Genomic DNA, 17,648 nt, shown 5'->3' on the forward strand with positions numbered 1-17,648 from the left:
TCAGTGCACCCGCTCCTTCGTCACGGAGAACCCGAGGGCAGGGGCCACCTCGGTGGCGAGCAGTTCGATCGACCGCAGGGCGGTCTCGTTCGTCGCCGGAACCGAATGGACTTGGAAGCTGACGTCTGTGACTCGATCGAGGACGCGGTCATGGTGCAGCCTCTCGACGACCTGCTCAGGCGTGCCGAGGTAGGTGTCGGTGGCGACGAGGAGCTCATCGAGGCTCAGCCCGGACGTGTCGTAGCCGACGAGGCGGTCGGCCTCAGCCCGCAGAGCCGGTTCGGTGATCTCACGCAGCCGGGGCAGGTCTTCGGCATCGGCGACCACGGCGGTGCGAGAAGCGAGGATCCGCGGTTCGACCCCTTCCGGCAGCTGAGAGAGGTAGGTGTCGACGACCGGCAGCTGCACCTCGTCGAGGCGTGCCGCCGGGTTGTCCTGGGGACGCGGCTGAGTCCTGGAGAGCATGAGTCCGTCACCGGCAGCGCCTGCCGCACCGGCACCGCCGGCGGAGAACGTCGCCTGCCACAGGCGTCGTTCGAGACTCGGACGCTCCGCGTCGGGAACGGGATAGAGACTGTGGTCGGTGGGAAGCCGGTCGCCTGAGAACAGGGTGCGCAGTGTTGCGAGGTTGTCGGCGAAGACCTCGCGACGGTCATCGAAGCTCGTGCCGAAGGCTGGGAAGGACTTCGGATTCCCGCCGGAGCCCAGACCGATCTGGAGGCGACCGGCGGAGAGTTCGTCGAGGACGGCGGCGTCTTCGGCCACGCGCACGGCATTCTCCATCGGCAGGGTGATGATCGCGGTGCCCAAGTCGATTCGGGAGGTGCGGGCGGCGGCATGGGAGAGGAAGACGAGCGGGGAGGGCAGCCCGCCCTCTGCCGCGGAGAAGTGGTGCTGGGCGACCCATGCCGAGTGGAAGCCGAACTCCTCGGCCGTCTCGATCTGTTCGAGGGCGAAGCGGTAGCGCTGAGCTGCCGGGGCGTCCTCGAGCAGGCGAGTGAAGAATCCGAGCTTTGGTCCGGTCGCCTGGGTGTCGGTCGGTTGAGGGGTCATGGTTCTCAGCTTTCTGCTGCTGCGGTGAGCAGGGTCGGGGTTGCCGGTCGATTGTTCGCAGGCGCTGCGTTTTCCGACAGCGTCGCGGGACGGGGGATCGCCTCGAGCAGAGTGCGAGTGTAGGCGGAACGCGGGCGAGTGAAGATCTCTTCGGTCGCGCCATCGTCGACAAGGTGTCCGTGCGACATCACGGACACCGTATCAGCGATCTGGCGGACGACGGCGAGGTCATGGGTGATGAAGACGTAGGTCAGGCCGAGCTCCCTCTGCAGCTCATCGAGCAGGGTGAGGATCTGCGCCTGCACGGTCACGTCGAGAGCAGAGACCGCCTCGTCGAAGACGACGAGTTCGGGTTCGACGATGAGGGCACGGGCGATCGCCACTCGCTGCAGCTGCCCGCCGGAGAGTTCGGCGGGACGCCGGTCGAGGAAGTCGGTCGGCAGCGCCACCCGATCCATGACCTCGGCGACGAGCCGCGGCCGGGAGGTGCGGTCACCGAGGCGGAAGTTGCGCAGAGGTTCGGTCAGGGTCGAGCGGATCGAATGCTTGGGATCAAGAGCGGAGAACGGGTTCTGATGGACCAGTTGGACGGAGCTCCGGAACTCCCGCAGACGCTGACGTGAGGGACGACCGCGTCCGAGTTCCGCGGCGTCGAAATCGCCGATGCGCACATGCCCGGACTGGGGTGTGAGGAACCCGCTCAGCGCCTTGCCCGTGGTCGTCTTGCCCGAACCGGATTCGCCGACGAGTCCGTGCGTGGTCCCGCGCGCCACCGTGAAATCCACACCTTCGACGCCGGTGATCTGATCACCCGTGCGGTCGAAGATGTGGGTGAGTGATTCGACGGAGACGAACGGGGTGTCAGTCTGCGTGGTCGCCTCGGTGCGGTCCGGACGTGCCTTCGTCTGCAGCGCCGGAGCATCGGCGATGAGGCGGGAGGTGTACTCGGTGGCCGGGTCGGAGAAGACACGGCCGGCGGGTCCCGATTCGACGATGCGTCCGCCCTGCATGACCACGACCTCGTCGGCGCGCTCGCCGGCGACGGCGAGATCGTGGGTGATGCAGAGGACGCCCATCCCGGTCTCGGCGCGCAGCTCGTCGAGGAGGTCGAGGACCTGCTTCTGGACGGTGACGTCGAGCGCGGAGGTGGGTTCATCGGCGATGAGCAGGCGCGGACGCAGCGCGATGGCGGCGGCGATGAGCACCCGCTGCCGCATCCCGCCCGAGAGCTCGTGCGGGAACTGGTCGGCCCGCTTCTCCGGCTGGTCGATGCCGACCCGGTCCAGCAGCTCGATGACCTGAGCACGAGCCTCGGCGCGGCCCGTGCGACGGTGGATGCGCAGCGCCTCGGCGACGGACTTGCCGACCGTCTGCAGCGGATTGAGCGAGGACCCCGGGTCCTGTGGGACATAGCCGATCTGGGAACCGCGCACACCGCGCCACCCGGAGGTGCCCAGGCTGAGCAGATCGAGATCGCCGAGGCGGATCCGCCCGTTCGCGACCCTGGCCGATGGCGGGAGCAGGCCGATGGCCGCGTTCGCCGTCGTCGACTTCCCCGAACCGGATTCCCCGACCACGGCGGTCATCGAACCGGGACGGACCACGAGGTCGAGTTCGCTCACGGCAGGTGCCGCGGAGCCGCCTCGGCGGGTGTATTCGACGGAGAGACCGTCGATGTGCAGCAGTGAGGAGTCGGTCATGATGTCACCTTTCGCAGGGTGTTGCCGATCTGGTGGGTGGCGAGCACGATGGCCATGACCACGAGGCCGGGCAGCACGGTCAGCCACCACGCGGTGGCGACGAAGTTGCGGCCCTCGGCGATGATGAGGCCCCATTCCGGGGTGGGCGGCGGGGTGCCGTATCCGAGGAATCCGAGAGTGGAGATCTGGAGGATCGCCGAACCGACCTGGAGCACCGCCAGTGAGAGCACGGGAGAGATCGAATTCGGCAGGATATGGCGGACCAGGACGGAGAAGAAGGTGCCGCCGGATCCGTAGGCCGCGGCCACGTAGTCGCTCGTGTTGATCTGCACCGCCTGGGACCTGGCCAGTCGTGCGAACTGGGCGATGGCGGTGACTCCGACGGCGATGGCCGCGTTGATCGTTCCGAAACCGAGGACGACGACGATCGAGAGGCTGAGCAGGATCGCGGGGATGGACAGCAGTACGTCGATCAGGCGCATGAGCACATCGTCGACGAACCCGCGCCGGGTGCCGGCGATGAGCCCGATCGTGGTGCCGACGATCAGCCCGACCCCGACGGCCACGAGCGCGGCCAGCAGGGACTGGGAGGCGCCGTAGACGACGCGGGTGAAGGCATCGCGGCCGGTCTGGTCGGTGCCGAACCAATGTTCGAGGCTCGGGGCCAGAAGGGCAGGGGTGTCTCCGCCGTCGTTGGGATCGAAGTGGGTGAAGAGACCCGGGAACAGCGCCCAGGCGATGGCGATGAGCAGCACCAGCCCGGAGGCGATGGTGGCCGGGGTGATCGCGGCGCGTGCCCGGCCGCCGCGAACTCGGCGGGTGTCGGTGCCGGTGCCTTGGCCGCGTGTGAAGACGATGCTCATGAGTCCTTCTCCTTCGCCTCGTCGTCCCAGTCGAGGTCGACGCCGACGCTGGCCGCGGTCGCCGTCAGGGCGCGACGTGAGGGTTCGTCGTGGCTGCGCAGGGCCCTGCCCGCCGAGGCGGAGCTGCGTTTCGTGCGCAGTCGGACGTCGATGACGGGGTAGAGGAGGTCGACTGCGAGGTTGATGATGACGTAGCCGAAGGTGGCGATGACCACGACGGCCAGCAGGATCGGATTGTCCCGGTGGGTGACCGCTTGGGCGGTGATGAGTCCGATGCCGTTACGGCCGAATACGGTCTCGGTGACCACGGCGCCGGCGACGAGTTCGCCGAAGACGAGGCCGATGATCGTCAGCCCCGGCAGCACCGCATTGCGGGCCACGGTATGGACGAGGATCCACAGTTCGGAGGCGCCCTTGGCCGTGGTGACCTTGACGAATCCGGAAGCCTGCACCTCGGTGATGGAGCGGATGAGCACCTGGGCGATCGGGGCCGACAGCGGAACCGCCACGGTCAGGGTCGGCAGCACGAGCGCCTCGGCGGGGCCGGGGTCGACGACGGAGACGAGACCGAGCTGGAAGGAGAAGACCTGGATGAGCAGGATTCCGAGCCAGAACACCGGGATGGAGATGAAGAGACTGGGCACCGAGTCGAGGACTCGCCGCACCTTGGCCGTCGGCCCGGTGGCCGGTCCGAAGGTCGCGGCGACGGCGATGGCCACGGCGAGGATAAGGGCGGTGACGAACCCGGAGGCTGCGAGCACCGCGGTTGACGGCAGCGCCGCCGCGATGATCGTCGACACGGCGGCACCGGTCTGGACCGAGTAGCCGAAGTCGCCCGTGAGGAACCCGGTGAGGCTCGTGAGGTACTTGCCGAACCAGGAGTCGTCGGCGGCGGTGGCTGCGCGTATCTCGGCGATCTGGTCGTCGGACAGGCCCAGTGCGGGATCGGCGAAGCGGGCGGTGACGCCGTCTCCGGGGATGAGGCTGAGCAGGATGAATGCCGCGGTGAACGCGAGCAGCAGCACAAGGACCGCTTGGCCCAGGCGCAGGAGGAGGTAGCGGGTGTCGAGGATCATTTCTCTCCTGCCAGCCAGGTGCTGTAGAAGTCGGGGCGGCCCACGGGTTCGGTGGTGAAGCCGTGGACGCGGCGGCGGAATGCGAAGACCTGTGGTTCTTCGAAGAACGGCAGCACATAGGCCTGGTCGACGAGGTAGTTCTGGACCGCCTCGGCGGCTTCCTGCCGTTTCTCATGGTTCGGTTCGGATGCCAGCGTTTCGAGGAGTTCGTCGATCTTCGGGTCGACCGAATCGTCGTCGGCGTCCGCGCGGTCGACTCCGTTGAGGAAGACGTCGCGATTGACCGAGGAGTAGTTCGAGCGCAGATTGTCGAAGTCGGCGCGGGCGACCATCGAATGGTAGATCTGCACGGTGTCGAGTTCGAGGGCGTCAAGCGTCTGCTTCGACTGGTCCCCGGGGTTGATCGACAGGCGCACCCCCACGCGGCGCAGCTGCTGTTGGATGAGGGTCTGGACCTCGTTCGACCGCGGCTGCGGCAGTGCGATATTCACCGTCAGCGCCAGCGGAGTTCCGTCCTTGACGCGGTAGCCCTGCCCGTTGCGCTCGCTCCAGCCGGCCTGGTCGAGGAGGCGGTTCGCCTTGTCCGGGTCGAAGTCCCATGATCCGGACTGGTCGGTGTAGCCCATGGCGCCCTTGGCCAGCAGGCCGGTGGCCAGCGGGTAGTTCGGAGTGAAGAGCTTGTCGACGATCTCCTGTCGATCGATGGCGGCGATGAGCGCTCGCCGGACGTCGATGTCGCCCAGCAGGTCGTGGCGGAACCGGAAGTTGATGCTGTTGTTGATTCCGTTCGTCGCCTTCGCATAGAGGCGCAGGCCCTGTTCGGTCACGCGGGACTCATCGGGGGCTTGGACGTCGCGAACACCGTCTGCCTGCCCGGAGAGCACGGCTCCGATGCGCACGGAGTATTCGTTGTTCGTCAGGTAGTCGATGCCGTCGAGGTGGGCCCGGCCCTGATGCTTCAGGTGCGGGGGCGCCCAGTCGTAGTCCTCGCGGGCACGGACGGAGAGCTTCGTGCCGATCGTCTCGTCAGTGATGTGGAAGGGGCCGCAGGTGTGGATCTGCGTGGCTCCGCCCGGGCCGAAGCCTTCGGCGTCGAGGTCGAGAGTGGAATCGGCGAGCAATCCTGCGTTCATTGTCGACGTCGCCTGGGCGAAACCGGGAGAGGGCGCGGAGAAGTGGAAGCGCACCCGATGCGCGTCGAGGACTTCGCTGCGTTCATAGTTCGAGATCTGCTCGGACACCGGCAGCGTGCGGGCTTCGTCGCCGCGACCGAAGAGGTCGAAGTTCTTCGCCACATTCTCCGGTGTCAGCGGCGAACCGTCCGAATAGGTCACGCCCTCACGGATGGTGAAGGTGTAGGTCGTGGCGTCGGCGTCGGTCTCCGGCAAGTCCGTGGCCAGCCACGGATGAAGCTCGAGGGTCTTCGGATCCTGCCACAGCAGACGCGCGGAGATGTTGTTCATGATTCCGCCGTTGGGGTAGAAGCCGACCGACGGCGGGTAGAGCAGCGTCCAGGTCTGGGGTTCGAAGTAGGTGAGCACTCCGCCGCGGACGGGTTCGCCCTCGGCCAGTGAACCGGAGTCGTGGGGTGTGCAGGCGCTGAGGGTGAGCAGAGCGCCGAAACCGAGACCGAGACTGAGAACGGAGCGGCGGTCGAGGCGTCGCTGAGTCAGACGCGCGGAGGTGGAGAGACGGTGATCCGTCATGGAAGGGGTCCTTCGGGCAAGTGGGATGGAACAGAGGGAGCTGAGCGGGATAGTTCAACAATATGCGGACATCGCGGTTGCCGTTGTCGGCAGGCGGAGGCGGTGTCCGACATGGAGCCCGAAGTGGATGTGCATGCCATGAGTAAAGCGCATCCGCGCAATCGGCGTCAATCCGGGGCTTAATATTGAGACATGATGAACCATGCGGAATTCGATCATCTCGTCATCGCCGTCCCAGATCTGCAGGAATATGTTGAGCAATGTGAGGGTCACCTGGGGGTGCGCGCGGTCGACGGCGGTGCGCATCCGGGCTTGGGGACAGCCAATGCGCTGCTCGGGCTCGAGCTCGGCGACGACCTCACCGAGTCCCTCGGACTCGCGCGTCCACGTGGTGCGAACCCGCTCACATACCTCGAGATCCTCGGCCCCGACCCCGAGCAGGACCCGGCACTCGCGGCAGGGCGCTTGGCCGGGACCACGGCACCGACCGTGCAGCGGTGGGCGATCCGTCCGGACGATTTCGACGGCGTCGTCACGGCTGCTGCGCGGTCACGGGAACCGCGCGTCGACCTCGGCGAGGTTCATGACATGACCCGACGCCGACCGGACGGGGTGGTCCTCGATTGGCGCCTGACCAGGCGCACCCCGCTGCCGTGGTCGGGAATCCAGCCGTTCCTCATCGATTGGAAGGACTCCGAGCATCCGGCGAGCCAGGAGATGCCGTGGGTCCGCCTCGAGAAGCTCTGGGCCGCGAGTGACGAGCCTGTTGCGGTCGGTTCGGTCCTCGACTTCATCGGCATCGGACTCGACATCATTGCCCCAGGCCGCCAAGAAGGGGAGACTGAGGGTCTACACGCTCATCTGAAAGGTCCGGGTGGATCATGGACGCTCTGAACACCATTCCCGCTGAACTCGACCACCTCATCATCACGGTGCCCGACCTCGAGGCCGGGGTCGCCGCCGTGGAAGAGGCCACCGGGGTGCGTGCGGTTCCCGGTGGCTCGCACCCGGCGCGGGGGACCGCGAACTTCCTCCTCGGGCTCGCCCCGACGGGCTGGCCGGAGGGAGCGCACACCTACCTCGAGATCCTCGGCCCCGACCCGCAGCAGGAGAAGCCCGCTGACGGCACCCTTCCGCTCGACGCACATCTGGCCGCCGAGCCGACCCTGCAGACCTGGGCCATCCATCCGCCGGCGTTCCTCGCGAAGGTCGCGGCCGCGAACACCGCGGGCATCGACTTCGGCGAGGTCCAGGATATGGCCCGCGAGACTGCCGAAGGCGACCGTCTCGAATGGCGGCTGACCACGCGTTCTCCGCTGCCGCACTCAGGTGCGCAGCCGTTCCTCATCGATTGGGGCGAATCCGTCCATCCCGCCGAGGCAGCCCTGCCCACCCTCGAACTGCTCGAATTCCGTGTGGAATCGCCGGAGCCCGAGGCAGCGCGGCAGGTGCTCGAGGTGCTCGGAGCCGGTGACACCACGGTGGTCGAGGGGCCGGACTGTCGTCTGCGTGCCTGGTTGCGCGGACCCGGCGGCGTGCTCGAGTTCTGATCACTCGCCGAGAAACGGGCTGAGTGTCGAGAAACGCGTGCGCACACCCGTTTCTCGACACTCAGCCCGTTTTTCGATGAATCGGCACGGGATAGACTCTCAGGCGTGCCCAGTCGAATCCGCCTCGCTTCCCGCCCACGCTTGCGCCCCCTGACCTCGCTTGCCGCTGTCTCGCTGCTCGTCGGACTGAGCGCCTGCGCGCCCGCCGCCGACGAAGAGACCCGGCCGACTCCGAAGGCAGCGGAGACTCCTGCCGCCTCCGCCTACCCGACGGGGGAGACCACGCAGTCGGGTGAGGCGACGGAATCCCCTTCGCCCTCCAAGACCTCGAGCATCGACGACGCGGGGGCCGCCGGGGTGGGCGAAGACGATATCGACACCCACGGCAGCGGCCGGTGGGAGCGGCCGAAAGAGGAGACCGGACCCAACCGCGATGAGGGCAAGACGTTCAAGGTCGCCCTGCGCGTCGAGGACAACCTGCCCATCGACGTCGATGAGGCCGGCGACTTCATCATCAAGACCCTCCAGGACGAACGCGGCTGGCAGGACATGGACGACGTCTCCATCGAGCTCGTCGATGAAGGTCAGGACACGATGATCTCCATCGCCAGCCCCGATACCGTCGACGAGATGTGCCTGCCGCTGCGGACCCTGGGCAAGCTCTCGTGTCGCAACGGTCCCAACGTCATCCTCAACGCCAAGCGCTGGGTCTCTGCCACCGAAGAGTTCGACGATATCGTCCAGTACCGGCAGTACCTCATCAACCATGAGGTCGGTCACGCTCTCGGCCACGGCCACGAATCCTGCCCCGGACCAGGCAAGACGGCCCCGCTCATGCAGCAGCAGACGAAGGGCCTGCAGGGGTGTGAGCCGAACGGATGGCCCTCGAAGGGCTAGTCCGCGGCTGCCGTGGACTGACTCCGGCCGATACAGCGCGGGCCCCGCAAATGCGGGGCCCGCGCTGTCATGGCGTGGACGTTCGCATCAGTGCTTGGGCGAGCGGGGCCGCAGAGAGTAGTCGCCGGCACCCTGCGTGGCCTTCTTGTGCTCGATCTCATCGCTGACGGAGCTCGTGCCCGAGGGGGTCAGTGCTCCAGGCTGTTCGACGACAGCGATGCTGTCGGTCGCGACGACCTCACGCTGATGGTCCGTCGGGGCGCCCGCATCGATCTTCGTGGCCAGAGCCTTCTCACGAACGAACATGAGGATGACTGCCGCGATGATTCCCAGCGGGCAGACCCACAGGAAGATCGGCACCAGCGCATCGCTGTACGCATTGACGATGATCGAGTGGATCGGATCGGGCAGCGACTTGACCACTTCGGGGGTCAGCGAATTCGACCCCGTGCCCTTCATCGCCTGGGCGCCCTGGGGTCCCAGGGACTTGATGCCGTCCTCGAGGTTGGATGCCAGCCGCGAGGTGAAGAGCGAACCGATCAGCGACATGCCCAGCGTGCCGCCGATCTGGCGGAAGAAGTTGTTCGACGCCGTCGCCGTGCCGACCATCGCCACCGGGAACGAGTTCTGGACGATGAGCACGAGCATCTGCATCGACAGTCCCAGGCCGAGGCCCAGCACACACAGGCAGCCGATGACGACGAGAACGTTCTGATCGGCCGTGACGAAGGTCCCCATGAGGAAGAGGGCGACGCCGACGATCGCGCTGCCGAGCACCGGGTACCACTTGTACCGTCCCGTCTTCGAGACGACGAAGCCGATGATGACCGAGCTCGGCAGCATCACGGCCATCATGGGCACCATGAGGAGCCCGGCCTTCGTCGCTTCGATCCCGTGCGCCATCTGCAGGAACGTGGGCATGTACGAGAGGACGCCGAACATGCCGATGGCGATGCACATGCCGGCGATCGTGCAGAGGACGAAGTTCGTGTCCTTGAACACGAACATCGGGATGACGGGTTCGGGCACAGCCTGTTCGACGAAGACGAAGACGACGGCGCTGATGACGGCGATGGCGATGAGTCCGATGATGATCGGATCGTCCCAGTCGTACTGATGCCCGCCCCACGAAGTTGTGAGAATGAGCGCCGAGGTGAATTCGGCGATGAGGATCATGCCCGCGACATCGACATGGCGTTTGACCGACCGGTCCGACTTGGGGACCTTGAGGAAGAGGATGGCGGCGATGAGGGCGAGCACGCCGAACGGCAGGTTGAGGGCGAACGTCCAGCGCCAGCCCGGACCCTCGGTGATCCAGCCGCCGATCAGCGGTCCCGCCACCGAGGTGACCGCGAAGTTCGCTCCCATGATGCCCATGTACGGGCCGCGCTTGCGAGCCGGCACAACCGCGGCGATGAGAGCCTGCGAGAGGATGATGAGACCGCCGCCGCCGAGGCCCTGAATGACGCGTGCGGTGATGAGGACGGCCATGCTGTGGGCGAGGAATCCGACGATCGAGCCGAGGATGAACATGCAGATGGCGAAGATGAAGATCTTCTTGCGGTTGAACGAGTCTCCCAGTTTGCCGTAGATCGGCATCATGATCGTCGCCGCCAACATGAACGCCGTCGAGACCCACAGCATCTGGTCGACGCCGTCGAGGTCGCCGACGATGGTCGGCAGGGCCGTAGCCAGCATGGTCTGGTTGAGCGAGAACATGAACATTGCCAGCATCAGGCCGACGAACAGCAGGACCACTGACGGGGTCTCGATCTCCGGCTCCTCCTCGGCGCTGTGCTGCTTCTCGGCAGCGGGCTCTGTGGCGGTAGTGGTCATCTCAGCCTTTCTAAGAGGGTCAGGAACAGGTCGATCGAGGAGGTGAACGCCTGGTCCACCCGTTCGTCGTCCAATTCGTTTTCGGGGTCGAATCGCGCGGAGGCGAAAGCGTGCTCGAGCGGGATGCTGCACAGCTGCGCGAGCATCCGCGCGGCCCGTGCGGCGGTGTCGTCATCGGCAAAGGTGATTCCGCGACGTTCGATCCGCCGGCGGATGCCGGTGATGATCTGCTCGGAGTAGTGCCGCTTCGTCTCCATGCTGAGCATGCCGAGGTGCGGATGCCGAGCCTGGATTGCGCGCAGCTTCTGTTTGTTCGCCGACCGCGGCAGCAGGAACTCGAACGCGGCCCGGATGGTGAAGGAGAGATCCTCCGCCAGACGCTCGCGCCGGGGCTCGAAGTCCTCGATGAATCGCTGCAGTGCGGCTGCGATGTCGTCCGAGGCCGTCAGTCCGACGATCGCCATCTCCTTGGTGGGGAAATAGTTGAAGAACGTGCGCGTCGAGACCTCCGCGGCTTCCGCGATCCGAGCCACGGTCACCTCGTCGAGGCCATGATCGAAGACGAGATCGACGGCCGCGGCGTGGATGGACGCGCGGCGCTCACGGGTCTGACGTTCGCGCAGGGATTCGGTCGGTTCGGAGTTCACCAGAAAATTATGCACCTTTTGCAAATTTGCACCAAATGAAGAAATGCATGCGATGCATTTCTCGACAGTGATGTTATTCACACTCCGTCGTCGGGCGGGCGGCAGGTGGGAATATAAGTCCGCATGCACCTGTTGATTGAGTCGTATACGCTCAACTTTGAAAGAGGAGGTCAGCTTTGGCCACATTCTTCGGACCCGCAGGCTCAGGCGGAGACTCGTTCGACGAGTTCCTCGCTCGTTTCCTCCAGGGACAGACCGGAGCCCGCCGAGGCCGTTCCGTCGACATCAACCGGCTGCTGAGCAAGCGCAGCCACGAGGTCATCGAAGCGGCCGCGGAGTTCGCAGGGCGACACGGTCAGTCCGAGGTCGACGCGCTCCACATCCTGCGCACCATGGTCGATTCCGAACCCGGAATCTCCGCCGTGCGCCAGGCCGGCGCCGACCCCGAGGCCATCGCTCATGCGATCGAAGAGCGCCTTCCGGCTGCAACCGACACCGAGGCGGATTCCACGCCCACACTGACCGGTTCGGCCCAGCGTGCCCTGCTCGACGCCTACCAGGTGGCGCGAGCCTTCGGGTCGACCTACATCGATCCCGAACACATGTTCTTCGCCTTTGTGCTCAACCAGGAGATGCCTGCCGGTCGGATCCTCGCCCAGGCAGGCGTCACCCAGGCTGCACTGCAGGCCGGTGCCGAGGCAGCCGAAGCCGCAGGCTTGCACCCCGGCCAGGAGGCCGAAGGTGAGGGCGGCCAGGAATCCGTGCTGGAGAAGTTCGGCACGGATCTCACCGAGCTCGCAGCCGAAGGCAAGCTCGATCCCGTCATCGGCCGCTCGGAGGAGATCGAGCAGACGATCGAGATCCTCGCCCGCAGGACGAAGAACAACCCGGTTCTCCTCGGTGAGGCCGGTGTCGGCAAGACTGCGGTCGCCGAGGGACTCGCCCAGGCCATCCATTCGGGCGAAGTTCCCAAGCAGCTGCAGGGCAAGCGCATCGTCGCTCTCGATATGCCCGGCATGCTCGCCGGCACCCGCTACCGCGGCGACTTCGAAGAGCGCCTGACCGGAGCGCTGAACGAGATCGCCGACGACGGAGACATGATCGTCTTCGTCGACGAACTCCACACCCTCGTCGGTGCCGGCGGCAACGGCGAAGCGAACTCGATGGACGCCGGCAACATCCTCAAACCGCGCCTGGCCCGCGGCGATCTGCACATGATCGGCGCGACCACGCTCAAGGAGTACCGCACCATCGAGAAGGATTCGGCCCTCGAACGCCGCTTCCAGCCGGTGACCGTGGGTGAGCCGAGCGTCGAGGACGCGGTGACGATCATCGACGGGCTCAAGGACCGCTACGCGGAGTTCCACGAGGTCACCTACACCGCCGAGGCGGTCCGCGCGGCCGTGGAGCTGTCGAACCGCTACATCACCGACCGGTTCCTGCCGGACAAGGCCATCGACCTCATCGATCAGGCGGGTGCCCGGATGTCGCTCAGTCGCGGACCCGCGGTCGATATCGACGCACTCAAGCTCAATCTCTCCGAACTCGAAGCGGAGAAGAAGTCCGCCATTGAGGTCGAGGACTACGAGCGTGCCGGCCGTGTCCGCGATGAGATCAACGAGGTGACCGCCCGGATCGAATCCGCTGAGAACCCGGACGCGGAGGCCGCGAAGACCGCTGCCGCCGAGGCGATCATCGGTGAGCAGGAGATCGCGCATGTGGTCTCCCGTGCCACCGGAATCCCGGCAGCACGGATGACGCAGAGCCAGAAGGCACGACTGGCGAATATGGAAGAGGTCCTCCACGACCGAGTGGTCGGACAGGATGAGGCCGTCACCGCGGTGTCGCGCGCCATCCGCCGCAGCCAGACCGGTATGGCCGATCCCGATCGGCCCATCGGCAGCTTCCTCTTCCTCGGCCCCACCGGCGTCGGAAAGACGGAGCTGGCGAAGGCTCTGGCGCACACCCTGTTCGACGACGAGTCGGCTATGATCCGCTTCGATATGAGCGAGTTCGGCGAACGCCACACGGTGTCCCGCCTCGTCGGTGCTCCTCCCGGCTACGTCGGCTACGACGAGGCTGGGCAGCTGACGGAAAAGGTCCGCCGTCGCCCGTATTCGGTCATCCTCCTCGACGAGGTCGAGAAGGCTCACCCGGATGCGTTCAACCTGCTGCTGCAGGTCCTCGACGACGGACGGCTCACCGACGGTCAGGGCCGCACGGTCGACTTCCGCAACACCGTGGTCATCATGACCTCGAACCTCGGTTCCGAGTTCATGTCCGGCACTCCGCTGGGCTTCGCCTCCGGTGCTGCGGGAGACGCGGAGAAGGATCTCAAGGCCAAGGTCATGGGTCGCCTCAAGGAGTTCATGCGGCCGGAGTTCATCAACCGCATCGATGACACCGTGATGTTCTCGCGGCTCGACCGTGAGCAGCTGCGGTCCATCGTCGATCAGCAGCTGGCCGCGTCGAAGCAGCGCCTCGAGGCTCAGGGCATCGCCCTCGACGTCTCGGCAGAGGCTCTCGACTGGCTGGCCGACGAAGGGTACGAACCCGAGTTCGGCGCTCGTCCGCTGCGTCGCACGATCCAGCGCGAGCTCGACGACCGCATCGCCGATCTCCTCGTCACCGAGGCGGTCGATGAGGGCGGCACCGTGCGCGCCACTGTCGTCGACGGCGCACTCAAGGTCGTTGCCGGGACCCGCCCGGAGCCGATGATCGCCTGATCTTTCGATCGCCGAGGCGGCCGTGCACTGGCCGCCGCCACAGAGCCCGGGGCGGAGGATGGGAATCCTCCGCCCCGGGCTCTGTTGTGCTCCCGACTCAGCCGGACACCGCGGTGGTCGCCTCCGACTGCGGTTCGTTCGCTCCGAGGAGGCGGTTGAGGACGAGCCGTTCGCCGAGCGTCCACGTGGTCGTCGTCGCCAGGTAGAGAGCGGCGGCCAAGGGGACGAAGAGCGCGAAGATCGCGGTGAGGAAGGGCATGAAGCTCAGGGTCTTCATCACTCCGGACAGATCCGGCATCGCCGGAGCATCTGCCCCGTTCTTCGCCGGGGGAGCGGTCGGAGCCTCGGGTGTCGGGGTGAGCAGGTGCCGGGAGAACCCGGCGACGACGGCGATGAGGACGACGAGGACGAGGTAGACCGTGATCGCGGTGCCCGTCAGATCGCCGGCGCCGAGCAGCTTGACGAAGCTCGTGTTGAGAGGCAGACCGAAGAGAGTATGACCGTGCAGCTCATTGGCATGCCCGCCGATCGTCGCATTGACGAAGAGACCGTAGACGGCCATGAGCACGGGCATCTGCGCGAGCACCGGAAGGCACCCGGCGAACGGAGAGGCGTTCTCCTCCTTGTACAGCTCCATGAGCTTCTGCTGCATGAGTTCGGGCTGCTTCTTGTATTTCTTCTGCAGCTCGCTGATCTTCGGGGCCAGTCGTTTCCGAGTGATGCCGGCTCTGACCTGGGACACACCGACGGGGATGAGCACGGCGCGGACCAGGACGGTGAGCACGATGACGGCCAGGGCGGCGCTGAAGCCGCCGGCGAGTGGTTCGAGGATGTCGCTGATCCCCGTGACCACCGTATAGGCGGCTTCGACGAGCAGGCGGATAGGCAGGAATTCGTAGATGTTCACAGGTGAGTGTCCTTCGGACAGGGCGCACTGAGGCGCAGTTGAATGGGCCGATGCAGGCCATCACCGTGACGACTGATGACAATTGCCCGCGCCGAGGCGGGGAGGCGTTCCGTACGGAACGTGATCGAGGTCGTTCAGGCGATGGCGTGAACGACGGAAGAGGGGGCTCTGGGCAGTGCCGTACCCGGAGTGCCGGGCTCCTCAGGCATGCGGAATTCGCGGATGCTTCGGCGCGCGTCCGGCAGAGACGGCGGGCGCGCCGACAGCGAGAGCACACGCAGCAGAGACATGCTCGCCCATGCGGCGATCGGCGTCAGCAGGGCCGCACCGAGGAGAGCCAGGACGATGAGATGAGTGGGGGACTGGGGAACGACCGAGTCGAGGTCGGAAGAGAGCACGACGACGAGCAGCTGCAGAGTCAGCCACATATTCGCCATCATCTTGCCCCCTAACCAGTGCGTCGATGCTAGCACGCGGGCCTGCGCGGAGGTCTCAGTCCTCTGCGTCGGCGGCGAGGCCCGGATCACGAGCGAGACGCACGAGCGCGGCCGCGAGGCCGGCGAGGTCGTCGTCAGCGACCAATGCGGTCAGCTTCTCGTCCTGCTCCGGCAGCCCGGCCGTCTTCGCGCCCTTGCGGACGAGCGGGTCAAACGCGGGCCTCACCGAGGGCCAAACCTGCTGGACCTCTCGGAGGAAGATCGACGCTCCGGTCGGACCGATGCCGGTGAATTCCTGCAGCAGCCTCACAATCCGACCAGGCTGCCCCTCGGCCTCATCGCGCAGCTTCCGCAGGTCCCCGTCCCAGCGGTCGATGAGCAGATCGGCGGCCTCGGCCAGACGCGTGGCGGTGCCCTCGTCGTAGCGCCGATATCCGCCTCGACCGAGCGCATCGACCCGTTGCTGCCACGTGCTCGCGCGCAGACGCTGCGGCGTCCTCCACTTCGCCGAGAACAGCTCGCGCGCGCTCGCGAGGGCGATGTCGGAGCTGATGCGCGTGGACAGGAGCAGGCTGAGGACGAGCAGCTGCCACAGTGGGGCCGGCTTGTCCCGGAGAGTGATCGCAGCCTCCGCGGCGAAGGTGCGTCCGTGCGCATCGATGAGTCGAGCGGCGTGTTCTCGCTGTGTGCTCATGCGGCCGATCCTATGTCCGGGCCCGTCGAAGAGTCAAGGGCCACCGGAGCCTCAGCCGCCGGTGCCCGTCGATGATGCACGCGATCGCCGACACCATCGCCGCCATCCCCAACGACGTGGTCACCATCGCCTCCGGGTGGGCCGCCTCGGCGGGACAGTTCGTCCTCAGCGTGGGAACAGCCAGGGCGACGACCTCCAATCGGTCGGAGACACCGTCCTGCATCGGATCGCCGAGGCGACCGGAAAGACCTACGACCGCATCTTCGACGACTCCCTGCGTGACCGGTGGTTCACCGCCGAGGAGGCGATCGAGTACGGACTCATCGATCGCGTCATCGACTCCCAGTCCGACCTGCGAGGTCAGAACGGAATGAGGATGACTGAAGTGAAGTGGCTCACAGGTAGTGCGAAAACGGCAGTGAGTTAAGTTAGGCTGGCCTGCGTTAATGTCGAGGGGCCGCTTCAGGCTCCGACCACTGTCGAAAGGACAGGAATGTCAGTTCCGCACAGCCGCCGGGCCGTCATCGCCGGAGCGCTCGTCGCGCTCTCGCTCACCGCCACCGCCTGCGGGCAGGGATCCCAGGCCGCAGAGGAGTCCGGGTCCGCGAATTTCGAGACCGTGAAGATCAAGCACGCACTCGGTGAGGCGGTCATCGAGTCCGAGCCCGAGCGCGTCGTCACCCTCGGTCAGGGATCGACGGAGACCGCGATCGCTTTGGGCAAGACTCCGGTCGGCATGGAGGAATACGCCTGGGGATCCGACGACACCGGCTACATGCCGTGGATCTACGAAGCTGTGAAGGACAAGGGTGAGGAGCTGCCGGAGCAGTTCCAGGGCGATACCGAACTCGACGTCGAGGCCATCGCCGAGCTCGAACCCGACGTCATCCTCGCTCCCTGGTCCGGAATCACGGCCGAGCAGTACAAGCAGCTCGACGCCATCGCCCCGACCGTCGCCTACCCGAAGCAGCCGTGGACCATCGAATGGGATGAGCAGATCACCACGATCGGCAAGGCGCTCGGTCAGGAGAAGGAATCCGAAGGGCTCGTCGACGACATCAAGACGCAGCTGAAAGAGGCGAAGCGAGAGGAGTACAAGGACCTCACGTTCTCCTATATCTACAACTCCGGCCCCGGCACCCTCGGCGTCTTCTATCCCACCGAGCAGCGCGTGGCGATGGTCTCCGCGCTCGGACTGACTCCGGACCCGGTCATCGAGGAGCTGAAGAAGGAGTACGACGAGCCGGGAACGGATTCTGCTCTCATCGGTCTGGAGAACGCGGACAAGCTCAACGACTCGGACCTCATCTTCACCTTCTACTCCGATGAGAAGAACAAGAAGGAGATCGAATCGCAGGGACTGTACGCGAACATTCCGGCCATCAAGTCCGGAGCCGTCGTGGCCTCGGAAGACCAGGCCTTCGTCACCGGATCCTCGATCATCAACCCGCTCACCGTCCCGTGGACGTTGGAGCGCTATGTGCCGATGATCGACAAGGCCGTGAAGAAGATCGACAAGTAAGTCGACGGCGAGATACCGGCCGAATCAGGCAGGC

Annotated in this window: 16 protein-coding genes and 1 pseudogene; 7 read left to right on the forward strand and 10 right to left on the reverse strand. The window is 66.0% G+C overall.

What is annotated here, in order from left to right:
- Genes LJ362_RS03560 through LJ362_RS03580 form a run of 5 tightly spaced genes read right to left on the reverse strand, consistent with a single transcriptional unit; the run spans position 1 to position 6,398 of the window.
- Complete coding sequence (locus LJ362_RS03560; protein WP_264800792.1) at positions 1 to 1,053, reverse strand: putative FMN-dependent luciferase-like monooxygenase; 1,053 nt, start codon at positions 1,051 to 1,053, stop codon at positions 1 to 3.
- A gap of 5 nt (positions 1,054 to 1,058) precedes the next feature.
- The gene (locus tag LJ362_RS03565) at positions 1,059 to 2,753 is read right to left on the reverse strand and encodes a dipeptide ABC transporter ATP-binding protein (RefSeq protein ID WP_264800794.1); all 1,695 of its coding nucleotides are present in this window, start codon (positions 2,751 to 2,753) and stop codon (positions 1,059 to 1,061) included.
- On the reverse strand, positions 2,750 to 3,616 hold the full coding sequence (locus LJ362_RS03570; protein ID WP_101555618.1) for an ABC transporter permease: 867 nt from the start codon (positions 3,614 to 3,616) through the stop codon (positions 2,750 to 2,752). The genes LJ362_RS03565 and LJ362_RS03570 overlap by 4 nt, the downstream gene beginning before the upstream one ends.
- Entirely contained in the window at positions 3,613 to 4,692 is a 1,080-nt protein-coding gene (locus tag LJ362_RS03575) for an ABC transporter permease (RefSeq protein WP_264800795.1), read from the reverse strand. Before LJ362_RS03575 ends, LJ362_RS03570 begins: the two co-directional genes overlap by 4 nt.
- Positions 4,689 to 6,398: a TIGR04028 family ABC transporter substrate-binding protein gene (locus LJ362_RS03580; protein ID WP_264800796.1), complete on the reverse strand. Its 1,710-nt coding sequence runs from the start codon at positions 6,396 to 6,398 to the stop codon at positions 4,689 to 4,691. Before LJ362_RS03580 ends, LJ362_RS03575 begins: the two co-directional genes overlap by 4 nt.
- 192 nt (positions 6,399 to 6,590) lie before the next feature.
- On the opposite strand from LJ362_RS03580, the gene LJ362_RS03585 reads away from it, so the two are divergent.
- The 3 genes from LJ362_RS03585 to LJ362_RS03595 all read left to right on the forward strand — a co-directional run bounded on the left by LJ362_RS03585 (position 6,591) and on the right by LJ362_RS03595 (position 8,845).
- The gene (locus LJ362_RS03585; RefSeq protein WP_264800797.1) at positions 6,591 to 7,292 is read left to right on the forward strand and encodes a VOC family protein; all 702 of its coding nucleotides are present in this window, start codon (positions 6,591 to 6,593) and stop codon (positions 7,290 to 7,292) included.
- The gene (locus tag LJ362_RS03590; RefSeq protein ID WP_264800798.1) at positions 7,280 to 7,948 is read left to right on the forward strand and encodes a VOC family protein; all 669 of its coding nucleotides are present in this window, start codon (positions 7,280 to 7,282) and stop codon (positions 7,946 to 7,948) included. The genes LJ362_RS03585 and LJ362_RS03590 overlap by 13 nt, the downstream gene beginning before the upstream one ends.
- A 105-nt stretch (positions 7,949 to 8,053) precedes the next feature.
- Positions 8,054 to 8,845, forward strand: coding sequence for a DUF3152 domain-containing protein (locus LJ362_RS03595; protein WP_264800799.1), 792 nt, complete (start codon positions 8,054 to 8,056; stop codon positions 8,843 to 8,845).
- Between the two features lie 87 nt (positions 8,846 to 8,932).
- Here the strand turns inward: LJ362_RS03595 and LJ362_RS03600 are convergent, their stop codons facing one another.
- A complete protein-coding gene (locus tag LJ362_RS03600) occupies positions 8,933 to 10,681 on the reverse strand; it encodes a DHA2 family efflux MFS transporter permease subunit (RefSeq protein WP_264800800.1) in 1,749 nt (582 codons plus the stop codon).
- Positions 10,678 to 11,328, reverse strand: coding sequence for a TetR/AcrR family transcriptional regulator (locus LJ362_RS03605; RefSeq protein ID WP_264800801.1), 651 nt, complete (start codon positions 11,326 to 11,328; stop codon positions 10,678 to 10,680). The genes LJ362_RS03600 and LJ362_RS03605 overlap by 4 nt, the downstream gene beginning before the upstream one ends.
- A gap of 176 nt (positions 11,329 to 11,504) precedes the next feature.
- Between LJ362_RS03605 and LJ362_RS03610 the strand changes: the two genes are divergently transcribed.
- The gene (locus LJ362_RS03610) at positions 11,505 to 14,054 is read left to right on the forward strand and encodes an ATP-dependent Clp protease ATP-binding subunit (RefSeq protein WP_264800802.1); all 2,550 of its coding nucleotides are present in this window, start codon (positions 11,505 to 11,507) and stop codon (positions 14,052 to 14,054) included.
- Between the two features lie 97 nt (positions 14,055 to 14,151).
- On the opposite strand, the gene LJ362_RS03615 is transcribed toward LJ362_RS03610, so the two are convergent.
- The 3 genes from LJ362_RS03615 to LJ362_RS03625 all read right to left on the reverse strand — a co-directional run bounded on the left by LJ362_RS03615 (position 14,152) and on the right by LJ362_RS03625 (position 16,092).
- Positions 14,152 to 14,961: a YidC/Oxa1 family membrane protein insertase gene (locus LJ362_RS03615; RefSeq protein ID WP_264800803.1), complete on the reverse strand. Its 810-nt coding sequence runs from the start codon at positions 14,959 to 14,961 to the stop codon at positions 14,152 to 14,154.
- Between the two features lie 134 nt (positions 14,962 to 15,095).
- The gene (locus tag LJ362_RS03620; protein ID WP_264800804.1) at positions 15,096 to 15,401 is read right to left on the reverse strand and encodes a hypothetical protein; all 306 of its coding nucleotides are present in this window, start codon (positions 15,399 to 15,401) and stop codon (positions 15,096 to 15,098) included.
- 52 nt (positions 15,402 to 15,453) lie between these two features.
- Entirely contained in the window at positions 15,454 to 16,092 is a 639-nt protein-coding gene (locus LJ362_RS03625) for an endonuclease (protein ID WP_264800805.1), read from the reverse strand.
- A gap of 74 nt (positions 16,093 to 16,166) precedes the next feature.
- Here LJ362_RS03625 and LJ362_RS03630 point away from each other — a divergent pair.
- The 3 genes and pseudogenes from LJ362_RS03630 to LJ362_RS03640 form a co-directional block, all read left to right on the forward strand.
- A pseudogene (locus LJ362_RS03630) lies at positions 16,167 to 16,226 on the forward strand (hypothetical protein); the annotation flags it as partial.
- A 2-nt stretch (positions 16,227 to 16,228) separates the two neighbouring features.
- Positions 16,229 to 16,519, forward strand: a complete 291-nt coding sequence (locus LJ362_RS03635; RefSeq protein ID WP_264800806.1) for a ClpP family protease — start codon at positions 16,229 to 16,231, stop codon at positions 16,517 to 16,519.
- Positions 16,520 to 16,585: 66 nt separating this feature from the next.
- The gene (locus tag LJ362_RS03640; RefSeq protein WP_264800807.1) at positions 16,586 to 17,614 is read left to right on the forward strand and encodes an iron-siderophore ABC transporter substrate-binding protein; all 1,029 of its coding nucleotides are present in this window, start codon (positions 16,586 to 16,588) and stop codon (positions 17,612 to 17,614) included.
- The last annotated feature ends 34 nt before the right edge of the window (positions 17,615 to 17,648 follow it).

Origin of the sequence: Brevibacterium sp. JSBI002 (genome assembly GCF_026013965.1) — a bacterium.
Classification (GTDB): domain Bacteria; phylum Actinomycetota; class Actinomycetes; order Actinomycetales; family Brevibacteriaceae; genus Brevibacterium.